Source organism: Corynebacterium sp. KPL1824 (genome assembly GCF_000478095.1).
GTDB lineage: Bacteria > Actinomycetota > Actinomycetes > Mycobacteriales > Mycobacteriaceae > Corynebacterium > Corynebacterium accolens.
Genome location: NZ_KI515749.1, coordinates 797025 through 820850, shown reverse-complemented (window position 1 = coordinate 820850; position 23826 = coordinate 797025). Strand labels below are relative to the sequence as shown.

At 61.0% G+C, this 23826-nt stretch carries 17 protein-coding genes and 1 tRNA gene; 6 read left to right on the top strand and 12 right to left on the bottom strand.

Translation table 11 applies throughout. From position 1 onward, the window contains the following. Positions 1-58: 58 nt before the first annotated feature. Positions 59-135, bottom strand: a tRNA-Met gene (locus HMPREF1267_RS03845). Positions 136-297: 162 nt separating this feature from the next. Beyond that, positions 298-3267, bottom strand: a complete 2970-nt coding sequence (locus HMPREF1267_RS03840) for a UPF0182 family protein (RefSeq protein ID WP_034666844.1) — start codon at positions 3265-3267, stop codon at positions 298-300. 123 nt (positions 3268-3390) lie between these two features. Between HMPREF1267_RS03840 and HMPREF1267_RS03835 the strand changes: the two genes are divergently transcribed. Together HMPREF1267_RS03835 and HMPREF1267_RS03830 are read left to right on the top strand one after the other, a co-directional pair. Further along, entirely contained in the window at positions 3391-3927 is a 537-nt protein-coding gene (locus tag HMPREF1267_RS03835) for a PPA1309 family protein (RefSeq protein ID WP_005277569.1), read from the top strand. A 36-nt stretch (positions 3928-3963) separates the two neighbouring features. Continuing rightward, complete coding sequence (locus HMPREF1267_RS03830; protein ID WP_023028452.1) at positions 3964-4632, top strand: hypothetical protein; 669 nt, start codon at positions 3964-3966, stop codon at positions 4630-4632. Positions 4633-4654: 22 nt separating this feature from the next. Here the strand turns inward: HMPREF1267_RS03830 and HMPREF1267_RS03825 are convergent, their stop codons facing one another. Further along, positions 4655-5719 (bottom strand): PDZ domain-containing protein, encoded by a 1065-nt coding sequence (locus tag HMPREF1267_RS03825; protein ID WP_034653501.1) that lies wholly within the window; start codon positions 5717-5719, stop codon positions 4655-4657. 93 nt (positions 5720-5812) lie between these two features. Between HMPREF1267_RS03825 and HMPREF1267_RS03820 the strand changes: the two genes are divergently transcribed. Then, positions 5813-7270: a zinc-dependent metalloprotease gene (locus HMPREF1267_RS03820; protein ID WP_023028451.1), complete on the top strand. Its 1458-nt coding sequence runs from the start codon at positions 5813-5815 to the stop codon at positions 7268-7270. 6 nt (positions 7271-7276) lie between these two features. Here the strand turns inward: HMPREF1267_RS03820 and HMPREF1267_RS03815 are convergent, their stop codons facing one another. After that, the gene (locus HMPREF1267_RS03815; RefSeq protein WP_023016928.1) at positions 7277-7795 is read right to left on the bottom strand and encodes a M48 family metallopeptidase; all 519 of its coding nucleotides are present in this window, start codon (positions 7793-7795) and stop codon (positions 7277-7279) included. A gap of 120 nt (positions 7796-7915) precedes the next feature. Here HMPREF1267_RS03815 and HMPREF1267_RS03810 point away from each other — a divergent pair, with 120 nt between their 5' ends. After that, on the top strand, positions 7916-8782 hold the full coding sequence (locus tag HMPREF1267_RS03810) for a hypothetical protein (RefSeq protein WP_232215101.1): 867 nt from the start codon (positions 7916-7918) through the stop codon (positions 8780-8782). On the opposite strand, the gene HMPREF1267_RS03805 is transcribed toward HMPREF1267_RS03810, so the two are convergent. From HMPREF1267_RS03805 to HMPREF1267_RS03770, 8 genes are all read right to left on the bottom strand, one after another. Then, entirely contained in the window at positions 8760-10814 is a 2055-nt protein-coding gene (locus tag HMPREF1267_RS03805; RefSeq protein ID WP_005281820.1) for an ATP-dependent DNA helicase UvrD2, read from the bottom strand. The two genes, HMPREF1267_RS03810 and HMPREF1267_RS03805, sit on opposite strands and share 23 nt — an antisense overlap. After that, on the bottom strand, positions 10807-11538 hold the full coding sequence (locus tag HMPREF1267_RS03800) for an NAD(+) diphosphatase (protein ID WP_023016926.1): 732 nt from the start codon (positions 11536-11538) through the stop codon (positions 10807-10809). Before HMPREF1267_RS03800 ends, HMPREF1267_RS03805 begins: the two co-directional genes overlap by 8 nt. Next, positions 11539-12657, bottom strand: a complete 1119-nt coding sequence (locus HMPREF1267_RS03795) for a TrkA family potassium uptake protein (protein WP_005277555.1) — start codon at positions 12655-12657, stop codon at positions 11539-11541. 99 nt (positions 12658-12756) lie between these two features. After that, positions 12757-15936 carry an ATP-dependent helicase gene (locus HMPREF1267_RS03790; RefSeq protein WP_023016925.1) on the bottom strand — a complete coding sequence of 1060 codons (3180 nt, stop codon included), beginning with the start codon at positions 15934-15936 and terminating at the stop codon, positions 12757-12759. Further along, positions 15929-19036, bottom strand: a complete 3108-nt coding sequence (locus tag HMPREF1267_RS03785) for an ATP-dependent DNA helicase (protein WP_198011994.1) — start codon at positions 19034-19036, stop codon at positions 15929-15931. Before HMPREF1267_RS03785 ends, HMPREF1267_RS03790 begins: the two co-directional genes overlap by 8 nt. Before the next feature lie 32 nt (positions 19037-19068). After that, on the bottom strand, positions 19069-19857 hold the full coding sequence (locus HMPREF1267_RS03780) for a hypothetical protein (RefSeq protein WP_005277551.1): 789 nt from the start codon (positions 19855-19857) through the stop codon (positions 19069-19071). 10 nt (positions 19858-19867) lie between these two features. After that, the gene (locus tag HMPREF1267_RS03775) at positions 19868-20821 is read right to left on the bottom strand and encodes a DUF3152 domain-containing protein (protein WP_042404025.1); all 954 of its coding nucleotides are present in this window, start codon (positions 20819-20821) and stop codon (positions 19868-19870) included. 66 nt (positions 20822-20887) lie between these two features. Then, positions 20888-21112, bottom strand: coding sequence for a DUF3107 domain-containing protein (locus tag HMPREF1267_RS03770; protein ID WP_005277549.1), 225 nt, complete (start codon positions 21110-21112; stop codon positions 20888-20890). A gap of 74 nt (positions 21113-21186) precedes the next feature. Between HMPREF1267_RS03770 and HMPREF1267_RS03765 the strand changes: the two genes are divergently transcribed. Together HMPREF1267_RS03765 and HMPREF1267_RS03760 are read left to right on the top strand one after the other, a co-directional pair. Next, positions 21187-22545 carry a DEAD/DEAH box helicase gene (locus HMPREF1267_RS03765; protein WP_023028449.1) on the top strand — a complete coding sequence of 453 codons (1359 nt, stop codon included), beginning with the start codon at positions 21187-21189 and terminating at the stop codon, positions 22543-22545. Next, positions 22542-23780 (top strand): hypothetical protein, encoded by a 1239-nt coding sequence (locus tag HMPREF1267_RS03760; RefSeq protein WP_023028448.1) that lies wholly within the window; start codon positions 22542-22544, stop codon positions 23778-23780. The genes HMPREF1267_RS03765 and HMPREF1267_RS03760 overlap by 4 nt, the downstream gene beginning before the upstream one ends. Positions 23781-23826 lie beyond the last annotated feature (46 nt).

Here is a 23826-nt window from a genome sequence, read left to right as displayed (position 1 = left end):
AGGGTGGCGCATAAATAAAGGCCCTGGCCAGAATCTTTTCTGGCCAGGGCCTGGAAGTTGGTAGCGGGGGCAGGATTCGAACCTACGACCTCTGGGTTATGAGCCCAGCGAGCTACCGAGCTGCTCCACCCCGCGTCGAGATGACTTCCATCATCTGCGCTTGAACAGTGCGTTAATACTTAATGTATTCGCTCTGTCCCGGCGACTTCTGTAACTATACAGACAGGAAGGCACCTACCCAAATCCCCTGGGTAGGTGCCTTATTTCCTGAGTTTCTACTACGCGAAGTGAGAGGCTTTAGCCCTCGGACTTCTGGTAGGACTCAACTGCCTTGTCCAACTCATCCAAGGCGCGGCCGTACTCTTCAAAGGAGCCATTGCGGGCATCCTCCAGGCCCTTCAGGGCCTTGTTGATGTCCTCGATAGCGCCTGCTTCATCGGAGGAACGAGGGGCCGAAGCCGGAGCGGATTCCTCAGTAGATTCCTTCTTCTCGTCCTTCTTGTCCGCAGAAGAGCTGTCCTTATCGGCATCGTCGTCGCCGGAGTCGCCCTCGATCTCTTCGATGTCCTGGGCGGACTTGGCGTCGATTCCCACCTGCTCAAGGGCATCACCGATAGTCGGTGCGTAGCCCACGCGGCCCTTGTAGGACACGAGCACACGCAGCAGCTTCGGGAAGGCGGATGCCTGATCCTTGCGCTGCGAGTAAATCGGCTCGAGGTAGAGGATCTCGCCGCCGCCGACCGGCAAGGCCAGCAGGTTACCGTTGTGCAGATCGTTGGTGCCTTCCCACAGGGTGCGGTCGCGGGCAACCTGGTCAGAAGACATCATGGCGTCCTGTGCCTGCTTCGGACCCTGGGTCTGCGTATTGGTTGGCAGCACGCGCACGGTGATATCGCCGTAGGTATCCGGATCGGAAGATACCGCCATGTGTGCGGACAGGAACTCACGGTTCAGACCACGGTACGAGGTGGTCAGCTGGAAGCTCGGGTCGCCGGTTTCCGGATCGGCAGCCATCACGTAGTACGGCGGCTGGTTCAGGTCACGGGATTCCTCTGCGGTCGGGTCATTCGGTACGGACCAGAAGGCGTCGTTATTGAAGAAGACGTTCGGGTCATCAACGTGGTAGCGGGCCAAGAGGTCACGCTGCACCTTGAACATGTCCTCTGGGTAGCGAAAGTGCTCGCGCAGCTCATCGGAGATCTCGGATTCCGGCTTCACCACATCCGGGAAGACACCTTCCCAGGCCTTGAGAACGGGGTCTTCCTTGTCGAACTCGTAGAGGTCCACGCTGCCGTCATAGGCATCCACGGTCGCCTTCACGGAGTTGCGGATATAGCCCACCCGGTCATTGACCAAGCGCTGGGTTGTGCCATCGGGGTTGAGGGCGTCCTGGGTGGCATCGGAAAGCGAAGCGCGCTGCGAGTACGGCAGGGAGTCCAGGGTGGTGTAACCATCGACGATCCACTTCAGATGACCATCAATAACGGCCGGGTAGGTAGCGGAATCGGTGGTCAGCCATGGGGCAACCTTCTCCACGCGCTCGCGGGGGTCGCGGTCATAAAGCAGCTTGGATTCGCTGCCCACGCGGTCCGAAAGCAGGAAGTTCAGCTCGCGGTACTTGGCGGCATACATGGTGCGGTCAAAGAGATTGCCAATCTCAACGCCGCCCTCACCGTCATAGGTGTAGTTGGTGCTATCGGTGTCGTACTCCACTGGGTTCTCGCCGGTGGTACCGGTAATGGCGTAGTCCAAATTATCTGCGGCACTAGCGATGACCGGGCCGTAGTAAATGCGGGGCTGGTCTACCTTGATGCCCAAGGACTTCTCGGCATCTTGGGTCTCGCCCTCACCCTCGGACTCGCCGGCCTGGGTCTGTAGGTCAGAGACGGTGAAGATGGGGTAACCACCGCGAGCAGAACCGGCATCGCGGGCAACCTCATCGACGGTATTGGCCTGCGCGGCTACGAAGCCATTGCCGTGGGTATATACGGTGTGGCGGTTGATCCAGTCGGACTGGTTTTCGCGCAGCTCATTCGGGTCCAGCTCGCGGGCTGCAACGACGAAGTCGCGCATCTTGCCATCGATTTCATAGCGGTCCATGGACAGCGTTTCTGGGAACCCATAGAAGTTCTTCAGCTGCTGCATCTGGGTAAACGTCGGCGACAAAATCTCTGGATCCAGCAAGCGCAGGTTATTGATGGTGGCGTTATCGGAGGCAACCTTGTCATCCGATACGTTGTCGCCGCCCCAGTTTTCCTTGTAGGTCACGTGGTCATCGGTAAGCCCATAGGCATACCGCGTGGCCTCGATATTGCGGGCAATGGACTCGTTTTCCTTCGCCTGGCGGTTTGGCTGTACCGAGAAGCGCTCCATGAGCAGCGGCCATGCCTGGCCGATGATGAGCGAGGACGCGAGCATGAGCACGACGGCGAGGCCAGGGATGCGCAGGTCCTTGATGACGATGGCCATAAAGAGCGCAATAGCGACGAAGACGCCGATGATCATCAAAATGATCTTGGCGGGCAGGTAGGCGTGGATATCCGTGTAGGAACCACCGGTAAACAGGTCGTGCTCGGAATACAGCAGCCCGTAGCGCTCCAGCCAGTATCCGGCGACCTGGGCCACCATCCACAGCCCGGCCGTAATGGCAAGCTGCAGGCGCGCCGAGCGGGAGATAGAGCCGCGCACGCCCGCGGCCTTATTGCCAATGCGGATTCCGCCCAAGATGTAGTGGCCGAATAGGGCAATGAGGAAGGCGAGTACAAGCAGGATGGACAGGGTGCTGACCACCATCTGCAGCACGGGCAGGCTAAAGGCATAAAAGCCCAAGTCGTGGTGGAATTGGGGGTCTTGTACGCCGAAGTCCTGACCATTGAGGAATAGCATCACATCGCGCCAGTGGGACTGGCCGATGAAACCGGCGATGATGCCCACGATGGCCGGGATGACCTTGAACAGCACGCCCATGGACTTCTCAATGGACTGGCGGTACTGATAGACCGGCGAATTCAAATCCCCCATATCCAGGGAATCGGGGCGGCCGCGCCAGGCAAAGAACCCGGCTGCCCACACCACTGCGGCAGCAACGAGCCCGAAGATGATAAAGAGGACTATGCGCGCAATAATCGCGGTGGTGAAAACACTGCGGTAATCAATGGAGCCAAACCACCTCCAATCCGTGTACATACCCACGAGCATGGGTCCGAAGAATAAGAGGACGGCAATGATGGCCGCAATAATTGCCGCGACCTTAGGTGGCCGCTTCAATGGGGCGGCTGGTGTGGATGACCCTAGGGACAACGCCAGCTCCAATCAAATAGTGCGAATATTAAACATGTAGACTTTTTCCAGTTTAAGGAATCAATACCCAGATAACGAATAAGGATGCCTATGAGTTCCCCCGAATTATCTCAGCCAGCTTTAAACCGCGCTATGACGGAGGCCGTGGAGTTCGTCCATGCTGAAGGTTGGGACGCCCGCCCCACCATCTTCGCCCTTGTTCCCACCCATCTGGTGGCGGACCAGCTAGCGGCCATGGATGAGGAAACCGCGTCCCCGCTGACCCTTATCGTGCAAGACAATGTCCCGGAAAACATCGAGCCGGGTTCCGAGGAATTGGCTGATTACGTCTCCCGCTTGGCCTGGCCGCGCGAGGTCGCGGGCGCCATCTTGGCCCAGGAGATCAAGTTCCGGGATACTTCTAGCGAGGACCCCTCCCCTCGCCCGGCGCGCCTGTATTCGGGTGCCCTGCGCGAGGAAGGAATTGAGACCACCTTGCTGCAGCTGCGGCCCACTGAAGAAGAGCTTGAGGCGGCCGGCCCCTTTGCTGAAGACGATATTCAGCTCCGCGGCGGCCCGCAGGTGGCCCCTGGCGTAATCGCCGCGCTGCGCTATGGCCTCAACCAGGATCCGGATGAACTAGACTAAGTGGCAATTAAGCCCGCAACCAAGGAGTTCTATACAGTGCGACGCCTTTCCTTCACCCGCCGTTCTTCTGCCCGCACCGCTACCGCGGCGGCGCTACTAGGGCTCAGCGTGGCTGCGGCAAGTTGTTCCTCCGATGCCGATGCGCCTGACGATGCCCCCGTAGAGACCACCTCTGCGGCCACCACCACGACCTCTGAAAACGACGAGGAGTCCGCGGCATCAAGCACCGAATCCTCCGCCGCGTCCTCCTCGGAGTCAGAATCGGCGGATAAGGACGAGGACGAGGCTTCCGAGGAAAGCACCACCAGCGAGCCGAGTGCTGGCGGCGAATTGGATAAGTCAGTCGCCAAAGTCTACGACGTATATAAGTCGCTGGCGCCCAAGGACCTATTCGCCCAGTTTGAGCGCTGCGATTCCACCGGCGGGGATTCTTCCTACAATTGCTCCGGTCCTAAGGTGGGGCAATTCCAATTCTTTAAGTCCCGCTCCAAGGCCTCCCAGACCACCCAGGTACTTACAGAGCTGCGCAGCTCCCATGCCATCGAAGACGATGGCGATCGCGTCGTCGGCTGGTCCACGTTGGGCGCCACGGCCGTTATCACCGTGGTGGATAATAAGGAAGGCCTGGTCATGCAGCAGATGATCTCTTCTGACCAGGTGGACCCGGAAGAAAAAATTAAGGAATTGGGCCTAGTAAAGGACTAGGCCCCGGCCTTATGAGTTTTTATTAGGTGCATTCCTTGACGTCTTTGCCCGCCGCAAAGTCCTTCATGGCCGCCACGGCATCGTCGAGGTTTTCTACCTGCGCAATGGTCATATCGCCGTGGTCGCTGCCGGCCGCCGCTGAACAGTTGTCCTTAGGCGCCAAGAAGAGCTCAGCGCCTGCCTCGTGCGCGGCGGCGATTTTATGCTCGATGCCACCAATTGGCCCAACCTTGCTATCGGCCTGAATGGTACCGGTGCCGGCCACGAAGGTACCGCCGGTTAAGTCTTCATCGCTGAGCTTATCGATGACCGCCAGGGTAAACATCATTCCCGCTGATGGCCCGCCGATATCCTGCAGGTTGTAGTTCACCGAAATATCGTCCTTGGGCTGCGATAGCATGGCGATTCCCAGCAACGCCTTGCCCTTATCGTGCGGGTTTTCGCCCAATTCAATCTCTTCGCTGAGCTCTTTGTCCCCGCGGGTGACGCTGATTTTTACCTTATCGCCGGGGCTTTTGTCCTTGATCATGTCTTGGACCTCGCTTGGCTCGGTGACCTCGGTGCCATCGACGGCGGTGATGACATCGTCCTTTTTAAGGTGCTCCGAAGCGGCGCCGTCCTCGATGACCTCGGCCACGGTGATTTTGACCGGCAGGTGCAAATAGTCCATCGCCGCGATGGTGGCCGCGGACTCCGATTGGGTAAAGGCCTGCTTATTGGATTCTTGGACCTCTTCATCGGTCATGTTTTGCGGAATGACGGTATCGATGGGCACCAGGGTGTCATCGGTAAGCGTCCAGCGCCCCAACGCCTGCGCCAAGGTCATATTGGTGCGCACGGATACGGTGGTCATATTCAGGTGCCCACTGGGCTTATAGGTCTTTGGCGCCTGCACATCAACGACTTGGGTGCCATCAACCTCGCCCAGCGTATCCACGGTGGGGCCAGGGCCTTCGGCGGCATAAGGAACGGTCAGCGAGACATCGGTGCCCGGGATATGGTCAAGCGATACCAACGCACCGGTAAGCACAACGGGGATAGCACCCCAGGCGATGGTGCGGACGCGACGGCTAGCAGGAGAATTCACGAAGCAATAGCCTACAACCTTTGGCGTACTGTTCGCTGTCAGCGTTGCTGTGATCATGGAAACTTTCCGCACGGTGCCGGTAGATTGGAGCGCATGAGCAACGGATTCGGTTTTTCTTTCCCAAATAACGATGACGACGATAATGACGGCCGTCGTGACCAGAACCCGTTCGGCGCATTCGGCGGCGGTAATGGTGGCGGCCTCGGAGACATGCTGAACCAGTTCGGTCAGATGCTATCCGGCATGGGCTCGTCCATGAACTCGCCCCAGAACTCCGGGCCGGTCAATTACGATATGGCCAAGCGCATCGCCCTGCAGCAGATCCCCAAGTCAAAAGACATCAGCGCGGAAGATTCCAAGGCAGTAGAAGAATCGGTGCGCCTGGCGGAGCTCTGGCTTGACGATGCCTCTATTCTCCCCACCGCTTCCGGTACCACGCAGGCATGGGATTCCAAGCAGTGGCTGGAAGAAACCATGCCCGCCTGGGAACGCATGGTCACCCCCGTGGCCCAGCACATGAATGATGCCCAGCTGGAATCCATGCCGGAAGAGGCTCGCGAAATGATGGGCCCGATGACCAAGATGATGGGCCAGATGTCCAGCATGAATTTCGGCATGCAGCTAGGCCACGCCCTGGGCGATCTGGCCAGCCAGGCACTGACCGGCTCCGATTTTGGCCTGCCCATCGCCCCGGCCAATACGGTGGCGCTTTTGCCGCATACCATTCAGAAGGTCGCGCGCGAGCTCAACGTTCCGGGCCAAGAGGTACTGGTTTATATCGCCGCGCGCGAGGCCGCCCGCCAGCGCCTGTTTAAGCACGTGCCGTGGCTGGTAGAGCGCATCGTCTCCTCCGTGGAGGAATACGCCATCGGCTTGGTCATTGATACCTCCCACATTGAAGAGCTCGCCCGCGAGCTGAACCTGGAATCCGGCGACCCGCAGGCCATCCAGGAAGCCATGAGCAAACTGCAGGGAATGGATCTCTCTCCGCGGGTTACCTCCAAGAACACCGCCGCCGCCTCCAGGCTGGAAACCCTGCTGGCCTTGGTCGAGGGCTGGGCCGAGCACGTCGTAAGCGAGGCCTTGGGCGAGCGCATCCCCTCCACCTCCAAGCTCACTGAGGCCTGGGCACACCGCCGCAGCACCGGCGGGTCTGCCGAGCGGGCCTTTAGCAAGGTCGTGGGCATCGAGCTCAACGCCCCCAAGGTCACCGAGGCCGCCGAGCTGTGGCGCCGCGCCACCGTGGCCGTAGGTGCCGAAAAGCGCGATAAGGCCTGGGACCACCCAGACTTCCTGCCCACCGCAGAGCACCTCGATAACCCGGCCGCCTTCATCGATTCCCTCTTGGATGATGAGCCGGATGAGGGCTTCGAGGAAGAATTTGCCAAGCTCGAAGAGATGCTCAAAAACGGCGAGGGCTCCGGCGAGGACTCCGAAAGCAAGTCCGAAGAGGACAAGGATTCTGCAGAAGACAAGGACGCGCAGAGCAGCGACGACGCGGACGACGGCGACGACAACTCCGAAAAGGACAACGGCGGCGAGGATAAGTAGCTCGCGCTAACCGCCCCAGCGCTGGTAGGCCTCAAGGTAGCCCTTGGCCCGCTCGGCGTGGGGCGCCCTATCGGCCCACTGCCAGAATTCGCGCCCATGGCGCGGGATGAAGGTATGGGTGAGCTCATGGATGATGACCGAATCCAGCACATAATCCGGCACCTGCTGTAGGCGGTTGCTCAGCCGGATATCCGCGGTGGAAGTAGTACAACTACCCCACCGCGTATTTTGATTGCTCACCCACCGGATGGACCCAATCCACGCGCGGCCTTCCAGGTACTGCGCGTTGAGCTGTTTGGCGCGCTGGAGAAGCGCCGCATCGGTCTTCGCACCACCGGTTTTCTTCTCTAGGCGCGCGAGCATATCCTGTACCGCCTCGTTTTCCTCGCGGGCGGACATCCAGGCCGGAATGCGCACTTCCAATACCCCGGCCACCATGCGCGCCTGCACGGACTTTCGCCGCCGCGCAGAGCGGATAACCTTGACCTCAGGGTGGGTACGTCCTGGTGGTTGCGTGCTCGACATGACAGGCCATTGTACCTGTGGTGCAATGGACGCACATGCGGCACATATGCCGTATTCGGGGTGATAAAAGGGGAATCGAGGGAAAAACCAGTGACTGCCTCACAAGGCACGGCTCAACGTGTGACATTAGCTCCAGGGTGTGGCGTATTTTGCCGCGAGGATTCCGTGGTGCAATTTGGGATGGACGCCACCCGGGTTGCGGTGGCGGATACGGGCAATGCGCAAGGTGTGGCCCGCGCTTTTGCCACGGCCCATCAGCCGGTCGATTCCGGGGAATTGGCGGCGCGGTTGGAAGCGGCCGGCTTGGATAGCGCCGCCGCCAGCAGCCTCATCGATGATGCTCTGGACTATGGCATCCTCTGGCCCCAGCCACCACATCCCGAGCAGCATGAAACCATCATCATGCTGGGTGAATCCCCGCTTGCTCTGGAGTTGCGCGCCCGCTTGGCAGCAGATGGATATACGGTGCGCATCCCCCTTGATGAGGACAATATCTTTTCCTATATCCACGACCTCGATGGGCTTTTTACGGTGCTTGCCATCGACCAGCTCCACTGCCCCATCGATTGCGCCAATGCGCTTGCAGGCACCCCGACAACCTGGCTGCCCATTTCCTTACAAGATAACCGCGGCATCATCGGGCCCCTGCGTGTGGAAGGGCAAGGCCCCTGCCCGCTGTGCATTCACTTATACCGCGTGGATGCGGATCCGCAGTGGAGCACCATTGCCTCCCAGCTCACCAGCGTGCGCAGGCAGCCAGAAAAGCTGGTTATCGATGCGGTGGCGGCCCAAGTACAGGTGATAATCCGCCGCTTAAGCAAACGCCCCCTACCGCCAGGCGCGCCGACCGCCTTCCCGCGGCCGGGGCAACAATGGGAGGTAGACGTCTATGGCCGCCACCAGCAGCGCACGGCCATCGCCCATCCGCGGTGCCCGGTGTGCTTCGGCGGCAAGGTCAACCTGGCTACAACCGCACAGAGCGAATGACCTCTAGGATTTGCTCGCCGTAGCGCTCCAACTTATTGGGCCCTATTCCAGAAATGGACAGCAGCTCCGCCTCATCTACCGGCAGTTCTTCCGAGATGGCCTGCAGCGTGGCGTCCGTGAAGATGACGTAGGCCGGAACCTTTTCCTCGCGGGCAACCTGTGCGCGCCACGAGCGGAGGGCGGAAAAGACTTCGTCGTCGCCATTGCCCTCGCAGTCTTCATGCCGGCCAATGACCTTTTCCGCCGGGGTCTCTAAAACCCCGCTGCACACGCGGCAGCGTTTCGGGCGGCGGGAGCGGCCACTTCCCGCAGCCGATTCCACGCCTGGCGCGATGCCGTCGAGGAAGCGGGTGCGCTCCCGGGAGGCCCTGGAACCGGCGGTCTTCGCCAATGCCCACGACAGGGCCAGGTGCTCGCGGGCGCGGGTAATGCCTACATAAAACAGGCGGCGCTCTTCCTCGATCTGCTCGTTACCCGCCTTAATGGCGTGGTTGATGGGCATGAGCTTTTCGCTCAGTCCGACGAGGAAGACGGCGTCCCACTCCAAGCCCTTTGCCGCGTGCACCGTAGCGAGAGTAACGCCCTCCATGGCGGGGGCTTGCTTATCAGTGGAGCGGCGGCGCAGCTCACCCAGCACCCCGTTGAGATCGATGCCCGGGGTGGATTCCACGATCTTCTCAATCAATCCCACCAGCGCGTTCAGCGATTGCCAGCGCTCGCGGGCCTGCGCGCCCTGCGGTTCGGTGGCGCTGAGCCCAAGCTCGACGAAGGCGGCCCGCGCAATCGCCACGGGGTCCTCCGGCAAATCATCGCGGCGCGTGGCGGCAATGAGCACGCGAATGGCCTCCAGAATCTCCGGGCGGCGGAAGAAACCTTCACCGCCGCGGACTTGGTAGACCACTCCGGCATCGGCAAGCGCCTGCTCAAACTGCTCCGACTGGGCGTTGATGCGGTACAGGATGGCAATCTCTGAGGCCGGCACGCCCTGGTTGAGCAGGGTCAGCACCTGCCCGGCCACCTCCTGCGCCTCATTTTCCTCGGACTCGTAGGCCTTAAACGTCGGCTCCGGCCCAGGCTCGCGCATGCCCTGCAGCTCCAAGCGGGTGCCCGCCGCGCGCCCCGTAGCCTTGCCGATGACCCGATTAGCCAGGTCCGTGACCTGCGGCGTAGAGCGATAGTCGCGCTGCAGCTTGACGATGGTCCCGTCCGGATAGCTGCGCGAAAAATTCAACAGGTACTCCGGCGATGCGCCATTGAAGGAATAGATGGTCTGGTTGGCATCGCCCACCACGGTGAGATCATCGCGATCGCCCAGCCAAGCATTCAGCACGCGCTGCTGCAGGGGCGTGACGTCCTGGTACTCGTCAACGACGAAGGTGCGGTACTGCTCGCGGAAGGTCTCCGCAATGGCCGGGACGTTCTCGATGGCGCCAGCGATGTGCATGAGCAGATCATCGAAGTCCAAATGCATCATATCCGGCGTAGCCTTGGCCTTCTCGTAGCGCCGGAAGGCCTCGGCCACCTTGGCGGCATCGGCCGGGGCGGTGCGATCCGTTTCCGCGATGACGCTCTCATAGTCCTCCGCACTGACCAGCGCGGATTTCGCCCATTCGATTTCCGCCAGCACGTCACGGATCATGTCTTTGGAATTATCCAGCCCCACCGAGCGCACCGCGCGGGCTACCAGCGGGAATTTATTGTCCAATAGAGTCCACGGCAGATCGCCTGCGACCTGCGGCCAGAAATACTTCAGCTGCCGCCGCGCGGCCGCGTGGAAGGTTTGGGCTTGCACGCCAGCAACGCCCATCATGCGCAGGCGATCCCGCATTTCTCCTGCCGCACGCGCGGTAAAGGTCACGGCCAAAACGCGCTGGGGGTTTACGAACCCTTGATCCACCATATTGGCGATGCGATAGGTAATGGTGCGCGTCTTACCGGTGCCCGCGCCCGCCAAAATGCACACCGGCCCGCGCGGGGCGGTGGCCGCGCGGCGTTGATCCTCATCCAGCAGGGACAAATCCGGCTTATTCACCGTGATACCACTCCATAATCATCGTGTGTGCGATAGAACCCGCGGTGGCCAACGGGAGCTCAAGCAGCTCGGCGCGGGTCACCCAACGAATTTCTTCCAGTTCCCCATCAGTATGGCAGGTGGGCTGGACATCCGATGTCTCTGCGTGAAAGCCCAGCATAAGCGAGCCACTCGGCGGCCACGGCTGAGATCCCCAGTAGCGAAGATTGTCAATGCGGCGCCCGGTTTCCTCCATGGTTTCGCGGGCAAAGGCGGCCTCAATGGTCTCTCCCGGTTCCACGTATCCAGCGATCAAGGAAAAGAAGCTATTGCGCCCGCGATTGCGCGCCAGCAAAATCTGCTCCTCGCCCTTGAGTTCAATGAGCCCGATAACCGCCGGGTCTAGGCGCGGAAACACCATGCGGCGCGAATCCTGCGGATCGCGGCCAATAATACCCGGCGTGGGATAGTCCAACGGGTGGCCCGTGCGCGGATCGAAGCGCTGCTCCAGCCGGTTGCGAATCAAGGCAATGGCCTGCATGACGAGGGAATCATCGGCGAAAAAAGTCGCAGGTTGCAACTGCCCCATCCGCCGCGCAATTGCTTCCGGGCAGGCAAAAACGTGCAGCGTGCCGATGTCCACCATCTCCGGTGTCCCCACGCCCTCCGGCAATTGCTCCACCAACGCGGCGTCCCCGCTCGCGGTGGCAGGCACTAGACCCGTGTGCGTTACGGGCAAATACAATTAATCCTCCTCGTCCTCATCTTGCACTTCCACGGGTTGTTCCAAGTCATGCTTGATATACAGCAGGCGGTCGCCCGGTTTCAGTGCGGAGGCATCAGCGGTATCAACGCGGTGAAGTTCGTTATTGCGCAGCACCGCGAGCACGATATCCGCCAGGTGGCGCGGGTTGGAACCAACCTCGAACTCGCGCACGGCGCGCTCTGATACGGAAAAGCCCTCGTTAGGAGAAAGCAGGTCCTCCATCATTTCCACCACGGTGGGGGTCACGGTGGCAAGCCCCAGTAGACGGCCGGCGGTCTCTGCAGACGTCACCACGGAATCTGCACCGGATTGGAGCAAGAGATGGCGGTTTTCGGACTCGCGCACCGAGGCCACAATCTTGGCCTTGGGGGCAAGCTCGCGCACGGATAGGCAGCACAGCACCGCGGTATCGTCCGAGGACGGGGTGACCACAATGGAGTTTGCGTGCTCCACCCCGGCGATCTTAAGCACGTCCTGCTTGGTGCCCGAGCCAAAGATGGTGACCAGCCCATGGTGTTCCGCATGAGCCAGCGAGGCGCGGTTATTATCGATGACCACAATCTGGGAGGTGGGCACGTCATCTGCCAAGAGCGCGGCGACTGCCCCGGCGCCCTTCGTTCCATAGCCAATAACGACGGTGTGGTTACGCAATTGTTTTCTCCAGTTCTGGATTTCAAAGGTGCGGCGGGCCTTGTCCGTCAGCACGGATAGCGTCGCACCAACCAACAGCACAAGGAAGACGAGGCGGGCTGGGGTAATAAGTACGAGGTTGATAAACCGCGATTGCTCCGTAACGGGAACGATATCGCCATACCCCACGGTAGTCAGGGTGACGGCGGCATAGTAGGAGGAATCCAAAAGCGACATGTCCTCGCTATAGCCCTCACCGTCTAAGTACACCACGATGGTGACAAAGATGAGGATGCCAAATGCCCACAGCGCGCGTTTGGCCAACTGGCGCCACGGGCTGGCGTTTTGATCCTTGGGCACAGTGATGACATCAAGGAGCGCGTGATCAGGTTGCGAGGACAACTCGACCTGCGGCAAAAAGCGCTGTTTAATACGCCCTTTGAGCACCTTCGCATGTTTTTTGGCCACTGGCCCAGCCTTCTTTTCTGGATCGATTTTTGATTCCGCCGGTTATACGGGGACGCAACTATCCATTCATCGTCCGCGTTCCGTCCCCATACCTTAGCCCTAGTGGCCTGCTACTGACGATTCAAGCAGGCTACGCAGCTCCTCACCTTGGGCTAAAGTATCTGGCTCAAAAGTATAACCATCGTGAACATAATGGAAAGCGGCGCGGATTTTATCGCCGCCGTGGATGCGCCGCCAGGCTTCGGCATAGACCGCCAACTGAATCTTCGCCGCTTCCATGGCAGTACCCTTCGGCGGCCGCCCGGTCTTCCAATCCACCACCATCCAGGTGTCATCTGCCAAGCGGAAGACGGCATCCATTCGCCCGCGCACCACCGCGCTGCCGATGGTAATTTCAAACGGCGCCTCCACAAAGTCCGGCTGGCGCTGCGCCCACTCGGAATTCAGGAAAGATTCCTTAAGCTCTTCCAGATCGAAATCCTCCGGCTCATCGATGCCCGGCAATTCCTCTTCCCCTAGCAGCGCGGGGCTGCCAAAGCGCTCTTCCAGCCACGCGTGGAAGGCGGTGCCTCGCTTGGCATAGGAATTGGGCTTAAACGGCACGGGGCGGCGTTGCCGGCGCGCAAACTGTAGCGGATCGCTGCCCAGGGCCACCATGTCAGAAGCGGTAAGTTCACTGGGAAGTTCCACATTCACAACCGGTTGCTGCAAGGACTTGTATTCCTCAATGAGCGCGCCCGCATCCTGTTCCCACAACTCGAAGGTCTCGCCGTGGCTTAACTCAGGAAGGTCCTCCATCGCGGCCAGGACCGCATCCGCGCCGGCTAGGGAATCCGGATCTGCTTCAAGGGCCGGGAAGAGCCCACTTTCTGCCGCATGAGCCGAGGTTTCCACCGGCTCTTCGGGCACCGTCCATTCCCCTACGTACTGGGGGAAGGTTTCTTTTAGCCTTTCGAGGTACTCGTACGGGCCCTTCTTAGCCTTGCCCGTCCGGTTATTCGTGCCGGAGCCGGTAACGGTCAACGTGGACTCGGTTCTGGTGAGGGCCACATAAAACAGGCGAGCCGCTTCCTCCGCGTTATGCGCGCGGTCATCATCCAAGAATGCCTTGCAGGCTTTTTCGAATTCTGAGCGGGTAACCGCATCCGGTGAGACCTCGATGTAGTCATTGTCACCGGGCACCTTTTCTATCTTGGACAAAAAGGTCTCTGCTTGGGCCTTATAGCTCGAAGAGTCAGCGTGCACGACATAGACGTGTTCCCACTCCAGGCCCTTGGCCTTATGCACGGTCATGATTTGTACGCGATCCGTTGAGGCGGGCACCTCCCCAAGCCCGAGGCCATCTTCATGTTCGCGGGCGAGCTCCAAATAATCTAGGAGCGCATACAGGGAATCCCCGTGGAATCCGGCGACGATATCGGCGAATTTATCCAGGTGGGTGGCTCCCCCGGCGCTGCCGCGGGCAAGGACCTCGGTACGGATATTGAAGATGGCCTCGATGTCCGCAAAGAGATCGCTTAAAGGCTTGGATAGCGAGTAGGTGCGCAGGTAGCGCAGCTTGGCAGATACCTCTTCCATGCGCGCCAAGCCCTGCGGGGTATAGCGGTCGCGCTCGCCGAGGTCCGCCAGGGCATCGGCAAGCCCCACCGTTTGATCTGGGCCCTCAGCCGTAAGCTGCGCTAATTGGGCGCGCAGATACTCCTCAGGATCCATACCCTCTTCCCACTGCAGGCGCTCTTGTTTTGCCCCCGCCAGGTTCTTTTGGCGCGCGGCAAGGGCTTGAATATCGCCCATTCCCAGCCCGCAAATGGGCCCGGCGAAAATGCGGAGGGCCGCTTGCGCGTCTTCCGGCCGCACCAGCATGGTCGCCAGCGCTACGAGGTCCTGGATTTCCGGTTGCCACAGCAGTCCACCCAGGCCATTGATTTCATTGGGGACATCGACGGCATCCAAGGCTGCTGCAATGGCCGCGGTTTGCCGGTTGGTACGCACCAGCACCGCTGCGCGAAAGCCATCGCCCTCGCGCGCATCCCACTGCTGCCTTAATTTCTGCGCAATAAACTCGTGTTCCTCGTCTTCGCTGGCGAAATAGGCCAGCTCAATCTCGCCTTCGCCCTTGTGCGGGGCCGCGTGCAGCTCATCGACGGGCCGCGGGCCGCCCCCAAAGACCCCGGCCGCCACCGAGTTGGCCAGCTCCAAGGCACCCGACGGGTTGCGCCACGAGGTAGTGAGCTGATCCTTGGGAGCAGGCGTGCCATCGGCTTGCGGGAAATCCTCCACAAACGCGGTGAGGTTTTCTGAGGTAGCCCCGCGCCAGCCATAAATGGCCTGCATGGGATCGCCCACCGCGGTCACGGAAATGTCCTTGTGTTCCCCACCAAAGAGGCTGCGCAGGAGTACGCGCTGGGCATAAGACGTATCTTGATATTCATCCAGCATGACCACGCGGTAGCGCTGCGCCTGTTGCTTGCCCACCGCCGGGTGCGATTGCGCGAGGCGCGCCGCTACAGACATCTGCTCGCCAAAGGTGATGACCTGCTGCTCTGCCTGCGCGCGCTTGAGTTCCTCGATCAAAGGCACGTACTGCACGCGTAGATCCTGGACATTGATGTACTTCTGCAGGTCCCTGGAATACTCGCCCTTCGTCCTCGGGGCCTTTTCCAGGTTGTCTATATCGGCGCGAAAATCCCGTGCGAATTCGGCGATATCATCCGGATCCTTCAAGGAATTGTCCATATCGGAGGTGATCTTGAGCAGGACTTCCGTAATGGAACCCAAGGTCTTTTCATCCGATAATTTGCCGCCGTAGTTTTTCACCACGTCATAAGCAATGGCGAAGCGCTCTGCTTCCGTGATGATGCGCGCCGAGGGCTCTACTGGGACCAGGAGGCCGTATTCGCGCACGAGCTCGCCGGCATAAGAATCATAGGTGGCCACGGTAGGTGCGATATTGTTAAGCGCCTCCGCAGCGGGGCTGCCGGGGACGATGAGCCCGGAATCGCGCAGCTGAATGAGCTGGCGGCGAATGCGCTGTTCTAGTTGCTGCGCCGCCTTGCGCGTAAAGGTCAGCCCCAGCACTTCCTCTGGGCGCACGTAGCCATTGGCTACCAAATAGACCACGCGGGAGGCCATGGTTTCCGTCTTACCGGCACCCGCGCCGGCCACCACAAGCTTGGGGCCAAAAGGACCCTCGATGACGTGGGCTTGTTCCTCAGTGGGTGGGTAGTCCTTGCCCAGTGCTTTCGCTATTTGTTCCGGGGAAAAATTCTGCTTAGGCATGGATGGTCATCTTTCCTTCCTCCTGCACTGGGCAGATGGTACGAATGGGGCACTTATCGCAATCCTTATTGGTGCGGGCGGTAAGCTGCGGACCGCGCAATTCCGCCGCCAGTGGTGGCAAAAGTGCGGAGAATTCTTCCAGGGCCTCTGCGGTGAGCTGGCTTTGTGTGCGGGTGGTAATTTTGCTGGAATCTTTTCCGGGATAGACAAGAACTCCGCCTGCGCGCGGCATCCCTTCGCCATCGCGCACGCACTGCCCGTCGAAGCTTCCCCGGGACAAGGCCAATTGGTAGGTCATTAGTTGGCGGTTTTCTTCCGCCTCCGCCTGCGTCGCTGCAGATTTACCGGTCTTGAGGTCCACGACCAGGTAATTTCCATCCCCGTCCTGCATCAAGCGGTCCATGAATCCGCCGACCCGAATATCCGGGGCGACCTCGACGTAGACGGGTACTTCCACCCCGGCGAGTTCATTTTTAACCTCGGATTGCTGTGCCCATTGCTGCGTGCGCTCCAGCAGGCGGGAGAATTCTTCCAACTTGCTCTGTAGCTGCCACTGCGGAACATCCAGGATGAACTCATAGGCTTCCATGACGAGCAGGCGGGCCTTTTCCGCATCCATGCCGCGGCCGATGGCCTCCAAGAAGGCGTGTGCCATGGTGCCGCGCAAGAGGTGCTCGGCGCCGCTGGGATCTTCGGCCAAGTTTCCCACAATCGCCTTGAGCGGGCAGTTGAGCAGGGCTTCGACCCGGGATGGCGATAGGCTCTTGCTACCGCGCAGCTGCGTATGGGATGCCACAGAGCGCGCGGAGAACCACTGGTCTGGGTGGGCGCCAGGGATGCCCGCCTGCGCTAAACGCGCCAGCTGCCGGGCCGCCTGACGCCGCTCCGCCTCGCCGGATTCTGGGTTCGCGACCACGCGGCGCAATTGCGCCACGAAGGAAGGTACAGACAGCACCGATATATCGAGGGGATCGACCTCGAGTCCATCGCGCAGGGACACCGGTGCTGGCTCGGGAACGTCTAAGCCCAGCTCGCGGGGAAATTGGGTGGCGCGCAAGGCGCGGCTGGCTTCCCGGCGCGCCATTGTGCCGGGAACATCAACCCCGCGCCCAGTAAATTCCGCGATGAAGCGGGAAGGCTCTGCAAAGGCATCCTCGTTGGGATTTTCCACCGCAGCGATGAGTAACCGGTTCCGGTGGCGCGTGGTGGCGACGTGGAAGAGCCGGCGCTCTTCGGCCAGACGGGAGGCGATGTGGCTAACAGGGGTATCAGGCTCAATATCGCGGTCCAGGAGATCGATGAGATCTTCTTGGCCAAAAATGGACCCGGTCTCCCCCAGCGAGGGCCACGCGCCTTCTTGGGCTCCGGCGACGATGACGGTATCCCATTCGCGGCCGACGGCGCCGTGGGCGGTGATGATCTCCACGGCCTGTGGGATGGCGGTGCGGCGGTCGCGGACGCCGGTGGGCAGTTCTTGTTCGGTGATGTGGGTTAAAAAGGACTGCAGTGAGGAGCCGGGGCGGCGCTCGGAGTAATCACCGGCGGCATCAAAAAGCGCCATCATGGCATCGAGGTCGCGGTCCGCCTGCGAGCCGGTGGCGCCGCCGCGCAAGGCGGATGTCTGCAGGCGCATATCCAACTCAGTGGCGCTCCATACCTCCCACAGGATTTCTTCCACAGAGGCTTGGGCTTGTATAGCCTGCCGCCCCGCGGCGAGTACCGCGCGCACGCGCTCCAGGATAGAAAACTCGCGTTCCGTGAGCTGTCCGTTGAAGTCCGGCAGCTCGCCGTGCAAGAGCTCTCGCAGGCTATCCATGCCGCGCGTATCGGGCGCCCACCGGCGCAGGCCGCGAATCAGGCGGCGCAGTGTGACGGGATCCGCCCCGCCCACGGGCCCAGTAAGCAATTCCTCGAGCTCCGCATTGCTGAGGTCTTCTTCCAAGGCGCGCAGGGCAAGGAGCATGGCGGATACTAGGCGCTGCTCAGCCAAAATGACGTCGGTTGGGCTGATATGCACGGGCACCCCGGCGGCCAGCAAGGTGCGGCGCATCTGGCCAATATCCGCCGTTGAGCGCACAATGACGGCGATATCGCGCCACTGCACGCCATCGTCCAAATGGCGGCGGCGCACGGTATCGGCCACCACATCGCGCAGGCGGCCCTCAGAATCCACGATGGAAACGCAGGCCGGGGATCCGCTGCGGTGCGGCTGCGAAAGCTCGACGGAGTTCTCCGCGGGAAATTCCTCGAGGAACTGCGAATTCGCACCGCGGAAGGCAAAGACGGATTGGTCCGCATCGCCGCCGATGACCAGCAATTGTGCATCGGAGGCCAAGCGAGAGATGAGCTTGCCCGCGGTGGGATCTAATAGCTGGGCATCATCGACCACGATGGTGTGCCACGGGTGCGAACTCGTAAGTTCTGGGCGCAGCAAGACTTGGTTGACTAACTCGGCCGCGGAATAGGAATGCGCCCCGGATAGGGCTTGGACGCGTTCATATTCGCGCAGGAACGTACCGGCAGCACTCCACATACCGCGGCCGTACTTAGCTCCGAGGCTCTCTAAATCCGCGGGGCTAAGTCCTCGTTCAATGGAGCGCAAAAGAAAATCGCGCAGTTGGCGGGCAAAGCCTACGTACTCAAGGGCGGGGCGGACTTCCTCTGGCCAGTCGCCGTGGCCGGATTCAGCGTGGCCTTCGAGCAATTCCCGGATAACGGCATCTTGTTCCGCGCCGGTAATAAGGCGCAATTCCTCGTCGCTTGCACTGCGCAGAAGGGCAAAGGCCAAGGAGTGGATGGAGCGGACCATGGAGGATTGTGCCGCATAATCTTCGAGGCGTTCCGAAAGCTCGCGGCGCAGGCGGGCGCCGGATTCCTTGGAGGCGGCGACAACGAGGATGCCGGAGGGATCTGCCCCCGTCTCCTGGGCGCGGTCGAGGGCATGAATGACGGTATCGATAAGAAAACTGGATACGCCGGTTCCAGCGGTGCCGGTTACCTTCCAGGTACCGGTTTCCGGCAGCTCAACAGGCCAGGAACGAGCGTATGCGGACGGGGTGCGGGCGATGAGTCGTACCTCGGGCGACGGCGGTAAGACCACTCCCGCGCGGGCGGTGGAATGGGGATTGTAAGTCACCGCCCCAGTATCGCAGATGCCCTAGACACAAGAAACTGTTCTACCCGCTCAATATTAGAACGCACATTCGAGCGCGACCGCGGATTCAGATCATTGATATGCCGGCGGTAAGACACCGCCCGCAGCAAAAGCTCCTGCATGCCCGGCACGTGGCCAAACCGCTGGCAGATATCATCATCTACCACCTGTGCGATCAAACCGTCCACGATCACGAGCGCTGCGCTCCACCCCGCCGGGCGGGCAGATTGGCTCGGCACGAGATCCACGATTCCCGGTGGGTGCGCGCCATAAAAGACCGTGGTGGTCAGCAGAGCGGTATGAGCGGTGACCAAGGGGACATCGGCAAGCGCGGCCTTATCGTAGGCCTCCCCCGTCTCCGCCCAGGCGGTGCGCTCCGCGCGGGCAAAGGCATCATCGCGGTGCGCACCCGGCGGCGCAGGTGCATTGGCCATGGCATCGTCCAAGCGCAAGGCCGTCTGCGCCGCTTCATCGATGCGCCCGGTGACCTCGCCGGGAAGGAACTGCGTCGCCTTCCACCCGGCCGCGGTATGGCGCCCGTCGCTCGCGAGAACCGGCCTCGATACCCGCGCGCCCGGCACGCTGAGCCTTTCGCGCACCTTGGCAGACCACGCCGCGAAAGGGCCGGCCTGGGAGTAGACAACGTCTCCCACCTTGATGCCGTTATCCCAAACCGGGCCCAGCTGATCGCCTTGGGCCCGGCGCGACCCTGTCGCTCCGGTCTCCGCGTGGAAGGCGCTTAAAACATGCTCTGGGGGAAGCGGCATCCAGTACTCCTTATTGGGGTTGGTGGGGATCCTTGTGCTCCGGATTGGGATATGGCCACGGGTTAGGCTCGCAGGTCACATCCTCATCAGGATAGACCTCCTTGGGATTGCGGTCATGCAATTGTTTATTGTTCAAGCTCAGCGTCTGCTGCATCATCACCGGGGCCAATTTGCCCTCGCCGCCGCATTGCTGGTGGGAGGCATAGCCAATGGCGTGGCCCAATTCGTGATTGATGACGTACTGGCGGTAATTGCCCAAATCGCCCTCAAAAGGCGTGGCTCCGCGTACCCACCGCGCCTCATTGATGATGGTGGTGGATTCGCCGGTAAACATGGTGTGGCAGGAGGTTTCCGTTTCGATCTTCTCACCACACCGCTCCGCGGCCGTACCTAATGAGGTCAGCTGGATGCGAGTATCGGGATCGTCTGCGGAGGCAACGTGCTCGAATTCGAAGTCACCTTGGGCGGTCCACCCGCGTGGATCCGCAAGGGTTGCCTCCACCATTGCGGCAAAGGCATCATCGCCGCCGTAGGGAGCGGTATTAAGTCCATCTTCTACCTCGATGGAATAGCGGACCTTCTTCTCGCCGCCTTCACCGGCTACAGCACCGGGGCGGCCGATTCCGTGGAAAGTACCCTTTCCCTTTTTGGTGAAGTCACTTCCAGGGGGCATCTCGCTAATCTCGCGCTCTACCGCCTCCGCATTTGCGGGATCCGGGCCCGTGAGATCTTCGTGGGTAGGAGTGGCGGCGGCGGTAGTCTCCGCGCTGGATGCATCGCCATTGTCATCGGCCGAAGAGCCAGACGCGATATCCACAATCACCCAGACGGTAAGCAGCACCATCACGGGGATAGCCACCACACGCCACCAGCCGTAGCGGTGGGCGAACCGGACCACCGGGTTCGGGTGATCCGGAATTCGCCTATGGCCCTGTTGAGCCTTGCGATTCTGCCTACTTTCCATAGGCATTGAGGATACCCGGTTGCTTATTCACACACTGAATTAGCAAACCTTTAGAAAGCCCCAAGCTTAGGCGCCGGCGAAACCGACAGATTGCTTCTTCGCGGCACCAACCTCGACGTACACCACGCGGTCCGTGCGCACGAGGTACTTGCGACCCTTGTCATCTTCTAGCTCCAACGTGGAGTTTTCCGCCAAGGCGCTATTAATCTTTTTCGTCAGCTCCGCCTGCTCGCCGGTGGTGCTAATGATCAGCTCGCGCGGGGTATCTGCAAAACCAAACTTGATATCCATAAAAATTATCCTCCTCTAACGAGAGTTTTACATGCCAATGGCCCCACTATAACCATCCCGGCTACTATCAAGGTGTGTCTGTCATAAAAACCCAGCCACCGACCTTCGCGGAACTCGGCGTCGCCGCCGAAATCTGCGATGGGCTCGCTGACCGTGGCATCGCGCGAACCTTTGCAATCCAGGAATTAACCCTGCCCATTGCGCTCAATGGCCAAGACCTCATTGGCCAGGCGCGCACCGGCATGGGCAAGACCTTTGGCTTTGGCGTACCGCTGCTCGATCGCGTTTTTGATGACGCGGATATTGCCCCACCGGATGGGACGCCGCGGGCTCTCATCGTCGTGCCCACCCGCGAGCTAGCCCAGCAGGTCACCGCTGATCTGCAGGACGCGGCCGCGCACCTGCCGGTCCGCCTCGCTGCCATCTACGGCGGGCGCCCCTATGAGGAGCAAATTAAGCTCCTCCAGCGCGGCGTCGACGTGGTCATCGGCACGCCAGGCCGCCTGCTCGATCTGCATGAGCGCGGCGATCTGGTCCTGCGCCACGTCGCCATCGTGGTGCTCGATGAAGCCGATGAGATGCTGGACCTTGGCTTTTTGCCCTCCATAGAGGCGATTTTGGAAGCGCTTGATGGCAATGCGCACCAAACAATGCTGTTTTCTGCCACCATGCCGGGCGCAATCTTGAACCTATCGCGCCAGTTCATGCATAAGCCCGTACACATTCGGGCCGAATCGGAGGCGGATGAGGTCACGCACGAAACCACCCGCAAGGTCACCTTTCAGGCCCACCGCATGGATAAGGTGGCGGTCATCGCGCATATCCTGCAGGCCCAAGGCCGGGGGCGCAGCATCATCTTTACCCGCACTAAACGCTCGGCGGCGCAATTAGCCGATGACCTTGCTGAGCGCGGCTTCCGCGTCGGCGCCGTGCACGGTGACTTGGGCCAAAAGTCCCGGGAGAAGTCCCTGCAGGCCTTCCGCTCGGGCGAGGTGGACATCCTCGTCGCCACTGATATCGCCGCGCGCGGCATCGACGTCGATGATGTCACCCACGTCATCAACTACCAGGTTCCCGATGATCCCATGACGTTTATCCACCGCATCGGGCGCACCGGCCGCGCTGGGCATACCGGCACCGCCGTCACCCTCGTTGGCTACGATGAGCTGGCCAAATGGCGGGTCATCAACGATGAGCTAGGCCTAGATACGGCCACGCCACCGCAGTGGTTTTCCACCTCCCCGGAGCTTGCCCAGGCGCTGTCCATCCCCGCTGGCGTGCAGGAAAAGGTGGGGCCTGCCACCAGCGTGATTGGCCAGCTTCCGGCGCATAAGCGGTCCGCGGGACAGGCTCAATCCCGGTCCCAGTCGCGGTCGCGGTCCCGTTCCGGAGCTCGGCGCGGCAAGGGCACGCCCCGAGGAGGGCGCCGATGACTAAGGCCCCCATCTTGCGGGCAACCGCGGCGGATTGGAAGGCCACCGGCATCATCGGCGCTATCTGCGCCATCGCGGTGGGCGGCGCGGTCGCCACCGCCAATATCCACCAGGCTGACCTGCACCAAGAGGCGGTTCCTGGGGAAGGTGATGCCGCTGTGCTTGCCGATGTCCCCTCCTCCCTCACCACTGCCTACAGCCTGCCCACCCAGCCCGTACCCGGCCAATACCGCGCCATTTCCGCCCACGGGTTGAGCATTAGCCACGATGGCGATGTGCTCACTGCCACCAATGCCGATGGCTCCACGGCCTGGACCTATACCCGCAGCGATGCCGAACTCTGCTCGCTTTCTACCGCCTGGGGCAAGGTGGTTGCCACCTATCGCACGGGAGTGGGCTGCGGGGATACGGTTGCCATCGACGCCGCGACGGGTGAATATGACTCCACCCGCAGCGCTATTAATTCCCCGGATGTTGTACCCGTGCAATCCAATGACCGTGTAGGGACCGTTTCTGCCGGGCGAATCGATCTGTGGCGCTCAGATCTCGTGCGCACCGTGGAATACGGCGACGTAGAGGCCAAGCAGGAGGCGCAGAAGCAACCGCACGAGGAGTGCACCATTTCTTCGGCGTTGACGCGTACCGAGAATCTCGCGCTGACGGAATCATGCCCGGAAGAACCTCACACCACCTGGTTAAGGTTTCAAACCACCACCCCGGAGGACTCCCGGGAACCAGAAATGGACGCCGATATCTCCGTCGATCGCGATGGGGCGCGGCTTATCGCGGTGGGCCAAGACGCCGCCGCGGTCTATGTCCCCGGCCCAGAACCCCGCATTGAGTCTTATAACAACCAAGGCGAAAAGCTTTCTTCTACCCCCGTAAAGCCTTCCGACGCCATCGATTCCGGCACAAGCCCTTTCGCCCCGGCCGTTGCGGATCTCCCGCACCATATGACGTGGTTTGATGGGCAGCGCCTCTACCTCCTAACCCCCAGTGATTTGCGCGTCGATCACGTTATCGACGGCGCCATCGGCACCCCGATTTCAGTGGCTGGGCGCATGCTGATGCCCACCGAAAAGGGCATAGCTGTCGTGGACTGGTCTACCGGTAAGGTACTGCGCGAAATTGCCGTCGACCGCGGAGATTACCGCGGTCCCGTCCACCTCACGTTGGCGGGCGAGACCATTGTAGAAACCCGCGGTGATACCGTCGTTGGCCTCAGCAGCGACTAAGCGAGTGCCACTCGTGGGCCCCGCGCGAGTGGCCCAAACGCGAGTG

What these genes read in the sequence shown, in the direction of transcription:
- HMPREF1267_RS03815 (WP_023016928.1), bottom strand. Translation starts at nt 7,795, where the DNA reads ATGTCGAGCACGCAACCACCAGGACGTACCCACCCTGAGGTCAAGGTT.
- HMPREF1267_RS03820 (WP_023028451.1), top strand. Translation starts at nt 5,813, where the DNA reads ATGAGCAACGGATTCGGTTTTTCTTTCCCAAATAACGATGACGACGAT.
- HMPREF1267_RS03760 (WP_023028448.1), top strand. Translation starts at nt 22,542, where the DNA reads ATGACTAAGGCCCCCATCTTGCGGGCAACCGCGGCGGATTGGAAGGCC.
- HMPREF1267_RS03775 (WP_042404025.1), bottom strand. Translation starts at nt 20,821, where the DNA reads ATGGAAAGTAGGCAGAATCGCAAGGCTCAACAGGGCCATAGGCGAATT.
- HMPREF1267_RS03835 (WP_005277569.1), top strand. Translation starts at nt 3,391, where the DNA reads ATGAGTTCCCCCGAATTATCTCAGCCAGCTTTAAACCGCGCTATGACG.
- HMPREF1267_RS03790 (WP_023016925.1), bottom strand. Translation starts at nt 15,936, where the DNA reads ATGCCTAAGCAGAATTTTTCCCCGGAACAAATAGCGAAAGCACTGGGC.
- HMPREF1267_RS03780 (WP_005277551.1), bottom strand. Translation starts at nt 19,857, where the DNA reads ATGCCGCTTCCCCCAGAGCATGTTTTAAGCGCCTTCCACGCGGAGACC.
- HMPREF1267_RS03770 (WP_005277549.1), bottom strand. Translation starts at nt 21,112, where the DNA reads ATGGATATCAAGTTTGGTTTTGCAGATACCCCGCGCGAGCTGATCATT.